This is a genomic window from Psychrobacter sp. van23A, assembly GCF_030845275.1.
Taxonomy (GTDB): Bacteria; Pseudomonadota; Gammaproteobacteria; order Pseudomonadales; family Moraxellaceae; genus Psychrobacter; species Psychrobacter faecalis.
Genome location: NZ_CP132595.1, coordinates 39,106 through 54,465, shown reverse-complemented (window position 1 = coordinate 54,465; position 15,360 = coordinate 39,106). Strand labels below are relative to the sequence as shown.

General features: G+C 41.9%; 12 protein-coding genes. 7 read left to right on the top strand and 5 right to left on the bottom strand.

Translation table 11 applies throughout. The annotated features are described in order from the left end of the window. Positions 1-74: 74 nt before the first annotated feature. On the top strand, positions 75-1,250 hold the full coding sequence (locus RAH45_RS00205) for a type III PLP-dependent enzyme (protein ID WP_068408400.1): 1,176 nt from the start codon (positions 75-77) through the stop codon (positions 1,248-1,250). Positions 1,251-1,344: 94 nt separating this feature from the next. Here RAH45_RS00205 and RAH45_RS00200 read toward each other — a convergent pair whose 3' ends face one another. The 3 genes from RAH45_RS00200 to dnaJ form a co-directional block, all read right to left on the bottom strand. Next, positions 1,345-2,274: a hypothetical protein gene (locus RAH45_RS00200; protein ID WP_102076618.1), complete on the bottom strand. Its 930-nt coding sequence runs from the start codon at positions 2,272-2,274 to the stop codon at positions 1,345-1,347. 80 nt (positions 2,275-2,354) lie between these two features. Beyond that, entirely contained in the window at positions 2,355-3,185 is an 831-nt protein-coding gene (gene dapB / locus RAH45_RS00195) for a 4-hydroxy-tetrahydrodipicolinate reductase (RefSeq protein WP_068408396.1), read from the bottom strand. 165 nt (positions 3,186-3,350) lie between these two features. Next, positions 3,351-4,478 (bottom strand): molecular chaperone DnaJ, encoded by a 1,128-nt coding sequence (gene dnaJ, locus RAH45_RS00190; protein ID WP_068408398.1) that lies wholly within the window; start codon positions 4,476-4,478, stop codon positions 3,351-3,353. 421 nt (positions 4,479-4,899) lie between these two features. On the opposite strand from dnaJ, the gene RAH45_RS00185 reads away from it, so the two are divergent. Next, positions 4,900-5,553, top strand: coding sequence for a DUF2939 domain-containing protein (locus RAH45_RS00185; RefSeq protein ID WP_068405689.1), 654 nt, complete (start codon positions 4,900-4,902; stop codon positions 5,551-5,553). A gap of 182 nt (positions 5,554-5,735) precedes the next feature. Here the strand turns inward: RAH45_RS00185 and RAH45_RS00180 are convergent, their stop codons facing one another. Both RAH45_RS00180 and RAH45_RS00175 read right to left on the bottom strand, forming a co-directional pair. Next, a complete protein-coding gene (locus tag RAH45_RS00180) occupies positions 5,736-6,818 on the bottom strand; it encodes a disulfide isomerase DsbC N-terminal domain-containing protein (RefSeq protein ID WP_306495371.1) in 1,083 nt (360 codons plus the stop codon). A gap of 307 nt (positions 6,819-7,125) precedes the next feature. Beyond that, a complete protein-coding gene (locus RAH45_RS00175) occupies positions 7,126-7,830 on the bottom strand; it encodes a pseudouridine synthase (protein WP_068405762.1) in 705 nt (234 codons plus the stop codon). Positions 7,831-8,027: 197 nt separating this feature from the next. Between RAH45_RS00175 and RAH45_RS00170 the strand changes: the two genes are divergently transcribed. The 5 genes from RAH45_RS00170 to RAH45_RS00150 all read left to right on the top strand — a co-directional run bounded on the left by RAH45_RS00170 (position 8,028) and on the right by RAH45_RS00150 (position 15,324). Further along, a complete protein-coding gene (locus RAH45_RS00170) occupies positions 8,028-8,624 on the top strand; it encodes a YigZ family protein (RefSeq protein ID WP_306495370.1) in 597 nt (198 codons plus the stop codon). 199 nt (positions 8,625-8,823) lie between these two features. Further along, positions 8,824-9,885, top strand: a complete 1,062-nt coding sequence (locus RAH45_RS00165; RefSeq protein WP_306495369.1) for a YheT family hydrolase — start codon at positions 8,824-8,826, stop codon at positions 9,883-9,885. Between the two features lie 68 nt (positions 9,886-9,953). After that, a complete protein-coding gene (locus RAH45_RS00160) occupies positions 9,954-10,496 on the top strand; it encodes an acyl-CoA thioesterase (protein WP_068405700.1) in 543 nt (180 codons plus the stop codon). Between the two features lie 191 nt (positions 10,497-10,687). Beyond that, positions 10,688-11,065, top strand: a complete 378-nt coding sequence (locus RAH45_RS00155; RefSeq protein ID WP_306495368.1) for a DsrE family protein — start codon at positions 10,688-10,690, stop codon at positions 11,063-11,065. A gap of 221 nt (positions 11,066-11,286) precedes the next feature. Then, entirely contained in the window at positions 11,287-15,324 is a 4,038-nt protein-coding gene (locus RAH45_RS00150) for an NACHT domain-containing protein (RefSeq protein ID WP_306495367.1), read from the top strand. Positions 15,325-15,360 lie beyond the last annotated feature (36 nt).

Genomic DNA, 15,360 nt, shown 5'->3' with positions numbered 1-15,360 from the left:
TCTAACGTTTTAATTCTCTGCTATTTTTATTCTCCGACATTCACTGTCTTCATTAAGGGTTTCCCACCATGACCATGATCAAAATTGACCAATATTTTGACCCTGCCGGCTGGCAGAAATTTACCAAAGCTGCCGAAGGTCGCGAAACCCCGTTTTTGGTGGTCGACTTAAGCCGCATTAAAACAAAATATGCGGAAATGGTTGGTTTTTTTCCAAAGGCAAAAATTCATTATGCTATGAAGGCAAGCCCTGCGGTTGAAGTCATTAACTTATTGGCTGAGCTTGGGTCAAACTTTGACTGTGCGTCAATCTATGAGCTGGATCGGGTGCTTGATTGCGGCGTTGAGCCATCGCGTATCTCTTATGGCAACACCATTAAAAAAGCGCAGCATGTCAAATATGCCTTTGAAAAAGGTATTGATTTGTACGCAACCGATTCTGAAGCGGATTTAAAAAATATCGCTAAGCACGCGCCTGGTTCGAAAATATTTGTGCGTATCCTAGTCCAAGGCTCTGAAACCGCTGAATGGCCATTATCACGTAAATTCGGTTGCCATCCAAATATGGCGATTGACTTGTTGATTCAAGCGCGCGAATTGGGCTTGGTGCCGTATGGTATCTCGTTCCACGTCGGTAGCCAGCAAAAAGACGTCGCCGCTTGGGATGATGCGCTCGCCAAGGTCAAATATATGTTTGACTGGATGAAAAATGAGGAAGGCATTAAGCTACAAATGATTAATTTGGGCGGCGGCTTTCCGGCGAACTATATCAGCGAAGTCAATCCGGTCAAAGTCTATGCAGAAGAGATTACCCGTTATTTGACTGATGATTACAATGAAGATGAGATGCCAGAGATTATCCTTGAGCCTGGTCGTTCATTGGTTGGCGGCTCGGGTGTCTTGGTCAGCGATGTGGTGCTGATTTCGCGTAAATCAGATACGGATTTGACCCGCTGGGTATATACCGATGTGGGCTTATTCCAAGGCTTGATTGAGACTTTAGGCGAAGCAATCAAGTATCCCGTTTATACCCCAAAAATGGAAAACTCAACCAGCGAAGGCACGGTCGTATTGGCAGGCCCAACGTGCGACTCAACCGACATTATGTACGAGGAAGCGGGTTATCAGTTGCCAGAAGAGCTTGAGATTGGCGATAAAATCTTTTGGTTAACGACTGGTGCTTATACCAACTCGTATTCGTCGGTTGAGTTCAATGGTTTTCCGCCATTAGAGGTGGTTTATATTGATTAGTTTTTAACCAATCAATATCAATAACAAAGCGCGGTACTGTAATAAGCAGTGCCGCGCTTTGTTATCTTTGCTTCGCGACAATATTAATAATCAACTACTGTACCAATAATGAGATAGGTACGCTATTGCTGCTATTTAGCGTCCTATTACTGCCATAACCTGAGTTTTTACTTTGATTGTTTTGTGAGATTTGTCCAATATTGACCCACTGCCCGCGTGGCACGACAATGGTGCTATTCAATCTTTGCCCTTGCACGCTATTATTATAACCATAGTTATTATAAGAAGGATTAGCGCGCACGAGCTGTTCTTCTACTTGGGATAATTGTACTTCGACCTGCCCGTTTGGTAGTAGCCTTGGTGTCACCGCAATCCCTTGCGTCGTCGGCAATAATACTTGCTGCTGAATAATAATTTGCCCTGAAGAGCGATGAACATTCGAATAATTTGGATAGGCTAGATAGCTATTGGCAATATAGCTTTGGTTTAATGAGTAAAGCGTGCCGGTGCTAATGCTTGCTGCACTGCCAGACAAGGTTTGTACTTGATATAAATTATTACCATGTTGTTGGCTATTACTTTGGTTTATTACGCCAGTACCTTGAAGACCGCGATTGCTAATAATAACCCGACCTTGCTGGATATTACCTTGGGATTGGCTACTATTTCCAACACGCACAGCAACGGTCAATGCTTGCGGTTGACCGTCAATCTGATTGAGTAACTGCTGTACTTTTTGATAATTAGCAGCCGTGGTATGTAATACGAGCTTATCTTGATAAGTCGACACCGAGCCGCCGTCGCGACTGGCATTTAACTGCTGACGCACCGCTGGTAATAAGCGCTCGCCACCATAGGTATGAATGACATAGGTTTGATAAGCGGCCGCTTGTACGACTATTGGCAATACCGTCAAGCCTAACGTAAATGCTATCGGACGCGTATAACTTGTGGTTTTGGTAGCTTTTATCATAGCCAACGTACGGCCAAAACTTGTTATTAGATGTTCGCTAAACTTATTCATGTCTGATTCCTAGCAGTCATTCTGCTTTATCAATAAGTAACCGCTACCAAACCATCAATGAGAAACCTAATTCTTTAGGTTTAGTCATTTAAGCCTAAAACATCCTGCATGTTATATTGTCCAACTTCTTGCTTAATCACCCAAGTAGCCGCACGTACTGCACCAGCGGCAAAGGTCATACGCGCTCGGGCACGATGGGTAATTTCAACCACTTCACCGTCAGCGATAAACATCACGGTATGATCACCGATGATTTCACCGCCGCGTATCGCATGAATACCAATACTGCCAGCTTCGCGCTCGCCTGTTTGCCCTTCGCGGCCATAAATGGCGACGTCTTTTAGGTTCTGTCCGCGCGCTTCTGCAACCGCCTCTGCCATCATATAAGCCGTGCCCGATGGGGCGTCGATTTTGTGTTTATGATGGGCTTCGATAACTTCTACATCGGCATCATTGCCAAAGGCTTTTGCGGCCATAGCGAGCAGCTTTAACGACAAATTAACGCCCGTTGAATAATTACCCGCATAGACGATAGCGATTTGCTTACTGGCTTCTTTTAATACTTGCTCTTGTTGCTCATTAAAACCTGTGGTGCCAATCACCATCGCAACTTTGTTCGCAGCGCAGATTTGCATATTTTGCTCGGTCGCATCCGGCAAACTAAAATCAATCAGCACATCAATGTCATTAATAACGGCTTTTAAATCATCGACAATTTGTACATTTAGACGACCGATAGCAGCAACTTCGCCAGCATCGGCGCCGACAAGGCTTGAGCCTTGACGTTCAATCGCGGCATTTAGCGTGGTTTGTGGGTTGTCCTGTACGGCTTCAATTAACATACGTCCCATACGTCCGCCAGCACCGATGACACCAACGTTAATAGTTTGCTCTTCTGTTTGTTGACTCATATCTTGTCCTAAATGTTTTATTTTCGATAGATTGGTTATTAAATTTATGAGGATAAGTTTAGCAAATATAATGGTTAAATAGTTTTTTATAGCATCACCAAAAAGGCCTATCGTTTCACGTGAAACAATAGGCCTTAAAATGACTTAAACAGTAGGGCTTAGCTATCAATCAAATAATTCGCCAATCTTTTTAAAGAAAGACTTTTTATGGGGAGACTGCTGATGCTTGCTGTCACCATCAAGCGTATCTTGGAATTGACGTAACAAGTCTTTTTGCTCGCGCGTTAGATTTACTGGCGTCTCGATGACCACACGACAAATCAAATCGCCTTTCATCGTCGTACGTACTGGCGTCACACCTTTACCGCGCACACGCAGCAATTTGCCACTTTGCGTCCCTTCGGCGACCTTGATTTTGACTTTGCCATCTAGGGTTGGGATTTCCACTTCTTTACCGAGTGCCGCATCAGTAATGCTCACTGGCACGTCCATATAGAGGTCAGCGCCTTGACGGTTAAAGACGTCGTGCGGTTTCACACGTACTTCAACGTATAAGTCACCGTTTTGTACGCCAGCGCCGCCCGCTTCGCCTTCACCTGCTAGGCGGACACGGTCACCATCGTCAACGCCCGCTGGGATAGACACTTCAAGCGTGCGCGATTTATCTTTTACGCCGCTGCCATGACAGTCAGAGCAAGGGTTTTTAATCTGTTTACCAGAGCCGCCACACTGCGGACACGTCTGCTGCACGGCAAAAAAGCCTTGCTGCATACGCACTTGGCCTTGACCATGACACATCTGACAAGTGACCACGTCAGAAGCGTCTTTTGCGCCTTTACCATCGCAAGTATCGCACGGCGCAGGCGCGGTAAAGCTGATTTCTTTTTTACAGCCGCGCACCGCTTCTTCTAAGGTTAGCTCAATGACATAACGTAAGTCTGAACCGCGGCGCGAACGGCCACCGCCGCCGCGTGATTGACCAAAAATGTCACCAAAGTTGCCAAAAATATCGCCAAAAATATCTTGGAAATTGCCACCGCCGCCAAAACCGCCACCGCCCATGCCGTTTTCAAACGCCGCGTGCCCCATGCGATCATAAGCTGAGCGCTTTTCTTCATCGCTCAATACTTCATAAGCCATCGACGCTTCTTTAAATTTGTCTTCAGCATCAGGGTCTTCAGAATTACGGTCTGGATGGTATTTCATGGCCAGCTTGCGGTAGGCTCGCTTAATTTCCTTGCTGTCAGCGGTCTTACTGACACCTAATACTTCATAAAAATCGCGCTTACTCATGGGCTCTCCTATCGTCTTTACAGTCCACCGATCGGCCGATTCATCAACCCGAATCAATCTTCTCCTTTGCACTGCACGCACCTACTTACAGGTTTCACATGAAACGTGGGGAATAGGTAACAAAAAGAGGATAACTTATGAATCTTACGAGCGAATACGGCGGGATGCTGCTTAGCCAAATCAATTATTAAAAGTTTGCGCTATTTATGGAGATGATGGCAGGATTTATCAAGCACTGAGGCGTCTAAATTATAAATTATGAGGCTGTAGATGCCCTAAAAAAGGATTTATTAAGAATTGCACAAAGGTTTCCATACCTTTATAAGGTGTAGGCGTGCTAATATTTAGCGCGATATTGATATATATATAAATACTGTTTTTAATTTTTTAACCATTAGATTTGCGCTAAGGTCGTATTTTTATGAAAAAGCTGATTGTTTTATTGATTGTCATTGCCGTCGCTATCTATGGCGGTTCGCCTTATTACAGCGCTTATCAGCTTAAAAATGCCTATGACGCCAAAGATGGTGCAACGATCGCAGCGGCGATTGATTATGAGCAGGTGCGACCCAGTATTCAAAATCAGCTGACCAGCCAATTTGCAGTGACCATGACCAAATACCCATTGGTTGCCGAACTTGGCGGCGCGCCATTAACCGAAGCGGCCAACGGCTTTATTATCCAAGCGGTCGATGGCGCCATTACACCGCAAAATATTGAAAAACTGATTAACACCCAAGGTCAAGCCAATACCGCGACCAAGGAGCTTGCCGCCGCATGGGCGATAGCCAGTAATCAAGTCGATCTTAAAAATCTGATTCAAAATTTAATCATTCAGCGCGGCGACGTCAATGCCGTGGTCAAAAACCAAATGCAGCAAATCATGCAAAAACAAGCGGCCGAGCTTGAGCAACAAGCGGCGCAAGGTACGGATAGTGACAAGCCAAAACTGGCTTATTGCGGGATTAACTGCTTTACCATTAGCGGTCAGGTGAAAGGTTATCCGCTGACTATCGAGATGCAGCGCGAAGGTTTGATAAATTGGAAAATCGTCGATATTGTTTTACCGCAATAGCTGTTACTACAATAGCTGTCACTGAGATAGACTGATAGAATCAATCATTAAGCACCATTAAAAACTGCCCTATGGACATCGCTCATAGGGCAGTTTTTAATGGTTACTTTCTATGTTATAGACTTTTTAATAATCAGAGCTTTTAATAATCAGAGCTCTTAATAAACAGACTTCTTAATCATTTATTCTACACCCAAGAACTCTAAAAACTCTGGGCTCTCAAAGCTTGCTTGATAAAGGACGCCGTCTTCGCGGTAAATAGCCGGCGTTGCCATGACCGCAAGCCCTGCTGATTTTTCACGGTTAGGCGTTACATAATCGGCTTTACAGCTGGCTGGTGCCGGCGTCATTTTACCTTGTAGCATTGCTTTATCAAAAGCTGTGCGGCGGCTGTCCTCACTACCCTGACACCAGATAGCGCGCATTTGCTCAGGCGACTTTTCATAGATTGGATAACCGATGGTTTTTACCGTCACGCCTTTAGCATTAAGCATAGGTAGCTGTTGATGGAGACGGCGACAATAAGGACAATTGACGTCATTAGCGACATAAATAACCGCTTTCTCAGGGCTGGTGGCAGGATAAGTAATCAGTTGGCTGTGGTCTAAGGTTGCAAATACCGCTTGGTTTTTAAGGCGCTCAAAGTTGCCATCAAGCCCGATAAACTGACCGTTTTCAATCACTGATATCTCACCATCGGTGATATATTGCCCATCGTCTGATAATAGAAATGGCACACCTTCTAAAGTCGCACCCCAAATGACTCCCGGCACGGCAGTATAAAAGAACGGCGTTTTAGCACTCATGTTTTTTAGCGCGCCCATATTTGCCAATAGGTCAGATTTTAGGCTGGCACTGACGGGCTTGCCCACTTGCAAGCTGCTGCTACGCGCTGGTTTTTTTGTGACGACGCGTTTGCTTGGATTTTTTTGTAGCTCGCCTTGGATGACATATTTGCCTTCTTTGGTGATATGCAGCGGCGGCTGGCCTGCCAAATTCACTTGATACATATTGGGTAATTTAGAGGGCACAATAGAAGTGATTTGCGTTTTGATACCGGCTTGGCTCAGCAGTTGGCGTAATTGACTATCGACAGCTTTGCTCACACTGCTAGTCGCTTGCGTACTTTGTATACTTGCACTATTTTGCGGCGCTTGGTTGACATTATTTTTGATAGTGTCAGTGGCGCTTTGCTGCGCACAAGCGGTGGTGGTCAATAATATGACACTGATTAAGCTGGCGGATTTTAACAGAGAGAATTTCACAGAAGACTGTCCTATTGATTTTTAATAGCAATACTTTAAAAATGCTCATTATTAATAAAGCTGACTATATTATGTAAAAATATAGATTAAAAAAAGATAGGCAGACTTTAGCACAAGGACAGTTTTTGCAAAGGTATTAGGGCTTAATTTTGCAAAACTGCTACTTAGCTTTAAGAGATAGGCAACACAGACAGTAGCCAGGGAATATAACGGTAAACAGTGGACATTAAAAAAGCAGCGCACTTTTTCGTGGCTGCTTTTTTGTAGAAAATTTTTATGACTGTTTAAGATGCAGCAGAGCCTAATTTTAGAATTTAGCGACTTCTTCCGGCGTTAAGAAACGACTGTCACCTTTCTCCAAACCGTCTAAGGTGATATGACCAATGCTGGCGCGATGCAGCTCGGTGACCCGATTACCAAAATAGCCCATCATACGTTTTACTTGATGGTATTTACCCTGCTCCAAGGTCAAGCGTGCATGGGTTTCATCGATAAACTCAAGGGTAGCAGGCTTAGTTTCTTCGTGGTCGCCTTCTAAAAGGATACCTTCAGCCACTTCTTTGACTGCATTGGCCTGCGCGTCGCTGTCCATGGGACTTGCTAATGTGAGCTCGTATATTTTGGCATGCTCATGTTTGGGGCTGGTCACGCGGTGCAACCAACTGCCATCGTCACTGATAAGTAGGGCGCCCGTGGTATCGACATCGAGGCGCCCTGCAATACGCAAGCTGCCAAGCTCAGGTACCGCGATTAGCTCGGTGACGATAGGATATTCTTTGGCTTTTAAAGAGCATTCAAAACCTTCGGGTTTATGAAGTAAGATATAGCGATTGCCAGTCGCAACCGACAATGGCTCGCCCGCCCACAGTACTTCATCGTTGACGATATCGACATGCAGTCCTGGATCTTTGACCACCGCATCATTTACCGTCACTTCACCGGCGTGCAAAATCCGCTTTGATTCTTTGCGCGATAGCTCAGTGGCTTTACTTATAAATTTATCTAGACGCATATGCTTGATTACCATTCGTTTTATACTACCAACTTCGTATCAAAAGCCAATGATACAAGCGCAGCTATTGCGCTTGTCCGCTGTCTTAAGTAATGAGAAGTGGTACTATAATAAAAAATTAAATGAACACTGCGCCCAATACGGCAGGCAGTGAAAGTTAAGTAAGTTTACCATATCCAACCTAGACCTGATGAAATATGAGTTATCAAACGCTAAAACATGCGGTCAGCGCGCGCTTAGATATTAAAAAGTCTGAGTTTATTGCATACGCCTATCCTGTTACCTCGCGCGAACAAGCAATGTTTCACGTGGAACAGTTACGCGCGCAATATGCCGATGCGCGTCATCACTGCTGGGCGTATATCATCGGTGACCCCGATAACACCACCAGCGCAGGTTTTGACGATGATGGCGAGCCCAGTGGTACCGCAGGACGACCGATATTAAATGTCTTACAGCATAAATCTATCGGCAACGTGATTATCATTGTCGTCCGTTATTTTGGCGGTATCAAACTCGGTGCAGGCGGTCTAACTCGCGCTTATGCGGGTTCTGCGCAGGCGGCTGTTGATGAAATGGTTCTGCTACCCTACGTGCCGATGGCGCAAGTGCAAATAATCGCTGAGTTTGCCACCGAAGCACAGTGCCGCTACGTGGTTGAGGACTTGGGCGGTCATATTGATGATGTGACTTATAGTAAACAAGTGACCTTGACCGTAACGCTTGCTGAAGCAGATATCGATCGTTTAAAAAAGCGGCTGGCGATGGATGGGCGTGTCTTAGAGTCGCTATAATTGATAAGTATGTATGCAGAGCCATTTTTCTTAGTTCTTCTGAGTGGTAGTTCTAGATGAATTGCTTTGAGTGACCATTCGTTCACTGAGCGTTCACTGAAAAGCATTGGTTTTGGCAACCGCCGTCGGTATGATAAGGCATTGATTGTTAAAGACGATTTTAACGATCATTCATATAACCACTAAATAAGAAACCTTTATGCCAACATCGAAAACACATAAAACCTTTGCCCCTGCCCCTTTTAAACCGCCGTTTTGGCTAAGCAATCCACATCTACAAAGCATTTTACCCAAGTTTTTTGCCCCAAAAACGCCGACTTATCGCCGCGTGGTCGAAAAAGACTCTTTGGATGAAAGTGATATTGCTTATGACTTTTATGATGCTCATCCTATAGACGCCGATGTTATAAACTCAGCAGAAAATGGTGAACTTGAGCAAACCCCATTAATCGTATTGTTTCACGGTATGGAAGGCAGTAGCGACAGCCATTATGCGCGCGCGTTGGCCTATCAGATGCATGCGCAAGGATGGCACTTTGTCGTCGCCCACTTTCGTAGCTGCGGCGGTATACCTGCAAGCGGTCGCGTCTTTTATAACGCTGGTGACACCGGCGAGTTGCACCATATGCTTGAGAACTTGCGCAAAAACTTTGCCCATATCTATGCGGTAGGCGTGTCCTTAGGCGGTAATGCACTGGCAAAATATATGGGCGAATATGGCGACAAAGCGCTCTGTGACGGTGCGGCGGTGATTTCAGCACCTGTCGATATGTCGTCGGCGGCGCTTAGTATGCACAGCTTTTTGAGTCACCGCATTTATACCCCGTATCTGCTGAATCCCATTATCAAAAAAGCCTTGGCGAATGACATTACTAAAGATGAGATTGACTCCATCAAAGCGGTCAATCGTATCAGTGACTTTGATGATATCTTTACCGCCCCGCGCCACGGCTATCGCTCTAATAACCATTATTATCACGCCTCATCGGCGCTGCCTTATTTGATAAAAGTGACCAAACCTTTATTATTAATCAGCGCTAAAGACGACCCATTCCTTGGGTTTACCGCCACGCCAAACGACGTCTCCGATACTGTCACGCTTTTAGAAACTGAGCATGGCGGGCACGTGGGCTTTATTCGTTATAACGTCGATAAAGACAAATCGACGCATCTTTATAAACAATCCAGATTTGATATCAATTGGTTACCCGAAACGGTCAGCGCTTATTTTGAGTCTATTGGCGTGCCGTCTAACCATTGATAATGACATTTGCCACTCTGCCAAACTTTAGTCTTTTTACTTAACCTTTAACTCTTTGAGATTGCGCCATGTATCCATTTATTCGTTATGCTAGTACCATCGCTCGCGCCGCACTACAAGTAAAAAAGGGCAATACCTTAACGTTTAAAGATACCAGCGAGATTAGCTTTCGCTGTCGTCTGACCGATATTGATAATTTCTTGGAGATGAATAATGGTCGCGTGCTGACCCTTTTTGATATGGGGCGTACCGACTTTGCGGTACGGAGCGGACTTGGTACACAGCTCTTAAAGCAGCGTTGGGGTCTGGTAGTCGCTGGCAGTACCATCCAATATCGCAAACGCATTCGCGCCTTTGATAAAGTTACCATGAAAACTCGTATCGTCGGCTTCGATGAGCGCTGGATCTATATCGAGCAGTCGATGTGGGTCAAAGGCAAGCCTTGCTCCTCTGCCCTACTGCGCACGGGCGTCACCGAGGGCGGCAAAGTGATTGAAACCTCGCGTGTTTTAGCGGCGTTAGATCAAGCAGATTGGGAGCTACCGCCGAGCGGCTACGTGGCAGAATGGATTATCAGTGATGCCGACCGTCCGTGGCCACCGCAAGCTTAAGACCAATAACTCAACGGTTTTCGTAAGTCATAAGCACCACATCTTAACCAAGTAACCTTATAATTACTGTATAGCTACTATTTACTAACAATACATTATATAAATAAGTATATTAAATGTTAGGATGGTAGTGAGTTTTTTACTCAACTGAATAATGTTTAAATAAGAAACAGTCTACTAAGGAAAACAATATGGTTAATAATACGGAATATGTCGGCACGCTATTTGATAATAGTGACTCAAACCCAAGCAAAATTACTTTAGCTTTTACCATGGCAGGAATTGCCCTGAAGAAAGGGCACTCTGCTTCCGTGATTTTGATGGTAGATGCGGTGCATTTGGCATTACCAAACGCCTTGAATGACGTCAATATTGGCGCACCATTTGAGCCTGCGGGCGAATTGCTCGAAGTCTTTATCGAAAAAGGTGGTCAGGTATTGGTTTGCGGCGCCTGTATGAAACATAATGGTGTCGAAGAATCCGCCATCGATAAGCGCTTTACGGTCATCAGTGGTGATGATGTGGTTGAGCTGCTAATGAATGCGAAAGGGTCGTTGCAGTTGAATTAAGCGTTTAAGCTAAGCAATAAGTTTAAGTAAATGGGTTTGTTTCCTAGTCGTCATTTTGATGGTTTGGAAGCTGGCCTATTTTTTATTTAAAGTTTAGTTTTGAACTATTTTATAGCTTCATTTAAGTAAGTAAATTAGAAAAACATAAATAGTATTCAGTTGCTAAGACACAAATGTTAGTGATAGATTAGACACATCTAATGCCTATAGAAAAACAATAAATGCAAAGCTATATTGCTAGAAAGCTCGAATATGAACCCCGTAATGAAGAAGGAACCCTCAAAACTATAATTTTAGAGGATTCACAACTATTAGATATAGCGCAGTCTAAGCCTATTGTCATTCTTGCTGATGCAGGTATGGGTAAAACTGAATTAATAAAGGAGTTGGCTAAACTATCTCATGTTAAAACAAAGTATTTAAGTGCATCAGACTTAGTTCAAAAATCAGTTAAAAGGCTAAGTATTCAGCCTGATGAAACTCTCCTAATAGATGCATTCGACGAAATACCTTCTACTAAAGATAGTAGTGGTATTGATAGTGTCTTAAACAAGCTTGCTGAATTGGACTATCCAAAATTTATATTAACTTGTCGAAGTATTGAATGGAACAATAGCAATAAGAACGAGATTCAGAATGACTACAAGGATATATTGACTGCGAACTTAATAAATCTATCTAGAGAAGATGCTCAGCAGTTTTTAAAATCGCGAGGTCTAGCCTCAGAAAACGTCTCTCAGCTTATCACCCAATTAGAAGAAAATAGCTTATCTTCCTTCTATGAAAATCCTAGAAATTTAGCCCTGTTGGCGGAAATTGACTTTTCAGTTCATCCTATACCTGAAACGAAGGCTAAACTTTTCGAACTGGCAACTGAAAAACTGTGGCAAGAGGTGAACTCAAAAGCACAGAATGCACTTGGACAATTACATCAAGATCAGGTCATTGAATGTGCAGGGTTAATTTTTGCTATTTATCTATTAACAGGAAAGCAGTTTATTTATAAAGGTATGACAGGCAGCACACCTGATGATGCAATAGGCCTTCATTCTCTAACTGACCTTATAAATAGTGAGACACTAGAGTCAACTATACAGTCGCGACTATTTCAATCAGTAGGAACTGACTTATTTAAACCATGGCATAGAAGTATTGCAGAATACTTAGGTGCCAAGTGGCTTGCAAAAGCGATATCTAGTCCTAGAATCAAACGCCATATCCTATCCTATTTGATTTTCAATGATGGCATAATTGCATCGTTGAGAGGAATTTTTGCTTGGTTGCCAACCTTTAACCCCAATTTATCTGAAATAGTCATCAAAACTGACCCTTACGGGCTGATAGAGTATGGCGATACTACTTACTTCTCAGATACTGATAGTGTTTTATTGTTTAATGCTTTAGAAAAACTAACTATAGAAAACCCTTGGTTTCGCAAAAATAATTATTGGAAAAAAACTAAAGCTGAAGGGTTAGTTAGCCGTTCACTACTTAATAAATATAAGAAAGTATTAAGCGACAAAGAAGGTAACTTTCACTTTTTAACGACCATCCTTGAAGCATTACGAGATGCTGATTTTATTGACGAACTAGCCGATGAGTTATTTGTAATATCTTACGATGATAGCTGGCCTTACTCTGCTCGTTTCAATGCTTTTATATTACTTCATACTAACGGCATAATTAATATTCCTGATAATTTCACTCCTTTGATAGAACAGGGTACTCAACCATCTTTAAGGTTAGTTTTTGAGTATGCTAAGAAATATGGCTATGATTTAATTACAGATGAACAAGTCATCTCGTTGATTATGAAATCTTATAGTTTCAGACTTTCTGACTCAAAGCGAGAAGATAATTTTGCACCTCAGAACGGCAGTTATTATTACTTTTCACAATATCCAATTGATAGAATTCCTACACTTTTAAAGAATATTAGAAGAAATATTCTCGCACTAAATATTGATAAATATGACTATAATTATGAATCAGTCAAAGACATTAATGACTTAATCGTAACCCTTATACAACGATATATTTCTGAGAGTCAGCAGACCTTAGATTCACTCGTTTTCTATCAAAGCATCTCAATCTTTGATCAGTTCTATACTTATTCAACAGATAAAGAAGCTTATGCATTCCTCATGAATTACTTTCAGGAAAATCCAAGGGAAAGAATAAAAATTCAGAAGTATTATTTAGAACAACCAAGTGAGCATTTTAATTTTTATTTGTTTGGCCAAACTATTTTATCTTCACTCATGCCATCTCATAAAGATATAGAACAATTATTACTATATATTCAATCGGAAAGTGCGACCGAACATACTATTGATAGATGGAAACACCTTATAGATTTATACTGTAATAGAAACGCTATCTCTGACGAGCTTTATCTACTCGCATTACCTTATGCTCAAAGCAATCAGCTTTTAGCATATTTAGATGGTAAGAAGAAACCTATTATTCTTGAATGGGAAATAAAAAGTAAACGCCGTAGCCTTCGTAGAAAGCTAGATGAGAAATTAAGATTCCAAAAAATTAGAAATGACTTATATCCATATCAAGTAGATTTAGAAAAAGGCAATGCTAAGTTCTGTAATTACCCTGCCAAGATTTTATTGTACAAATACTCTAATACGCCTAATGACTTAGAAGGCGTTGATAAAGTCAATCATATCTTCAATAAAACCTTGACTAACTCTGCCATCAAGGGATTTGAAGCCAGTCTGCATAACTCTGTTCCGACTATATCTGATCTTATTCAAAACCATTACCCTATCGAACCTGTCTTGATAGCTGGTATTTATTGTCGGTTGTTAAGGAATGAATCAATATCTGATTTACCTGATAACGTTATTTTAGCTTGTTCTTTTATTCTAGACTATGACCATCGTCTTGGTTTTACGTTTCAAGATGATGGTACACCTAGGCTTTGTGAGTCCATCAAAGAAGAAATAATCAGTAGAAGTTTGAAGCAAACGATTATTAATGAAATGTTTATTCCTCAATTTCTGACTGATGGCGCATTAATAGAAGGCCTCCATTGGGTTTACGGCAAAGATGTAGATGAGCTTTCAATCGTTACTATTGTCCATTTATTGAATACCTACCCTAGAATGCACAGCCAGACAAAGGATAGATTCATAGATACGCTTATCAATAATGATGAATTAACAAGGATAAGTGATTTAATAAGTACTAATGCAAAAAATATAGTTAATAATGATGAAAATATCGAAGAATCCAATAGATGGTTGTCATTATTAAGCATTGTTAACGAGAAGACCTTTTTGAACTATTTAAGATGCTATCGATATCCAAAATTAGTATTTTGGCAACTAAAAGAAACCTATCATGAATCACGGTTAACCAAAAATCCTAAGATGAGCCTGACGTTAATGTCTTGGATTGCCTATCGCTTTAGCTATCCATTTCCGAATGCCAATAGACCTACAGGAATAAGCTCTGGGAGTAGGAATGGGTGGCAGGCAAGTGAATTTATTACTTTTTGCTTATCAGAAATTGGTAATATTACCACTCTTGAAGCTCAGGCAGAACTTAAAATGCTTAAAAATTGTGTTCATTCAAGTTATACGATATTCATTACTAACCTACTAGCAGAACAAGCTAACAATATTAGAGATGCTAATTATCAAGCGCCAGTGCCAGCTGACTTACTAAATATTTTTCAGAATAAAGCGCCTAAGAATTGCAAAGACTTGAAAGCCTTAATCTTAGAACTGATTAATGAGGTACAAAGCAAGGTCAAATCCAGTGAACTTGACAGCTATAAAATGTTCTATGAAGATGGTAAGAATAAAAACCCTAGAAAGCCTCATGGTGAGAACTATTGTAGAGATAGATTAGCGGATTTATTAAAGCCCTATGTTGAACCTTATCAATTTAGATTAGATACTGAAAAAGATATGCCAGACGATAAACGTGCTGATTTGGTATGTAATAGCAGTAAGATGCAGCTGCCTATAGAAGTTAAAGGACAATGGCATGATGATTTATGGACAGCCATGAATGACCAACTAGGCGACTTATATCTCAAAGAGTACCAGTCTAAAGGACAAGGTATTTATTTGATATTTTACTTTGGTGAGAATACAACTAAGAATCCTAAGAGAAACGATGAGTACAAACCACATAATGCTCTACAACTCCAAGAGTGTTTAACTGCTTGTGTTGAAGAGAAGTATAAAGAAGGTATTGATGTTTTCGTGATGGATTTATCAATTAAAGCAACTTAACTACAAAACTGTAGTCAAATATTTTAACTACAGTCT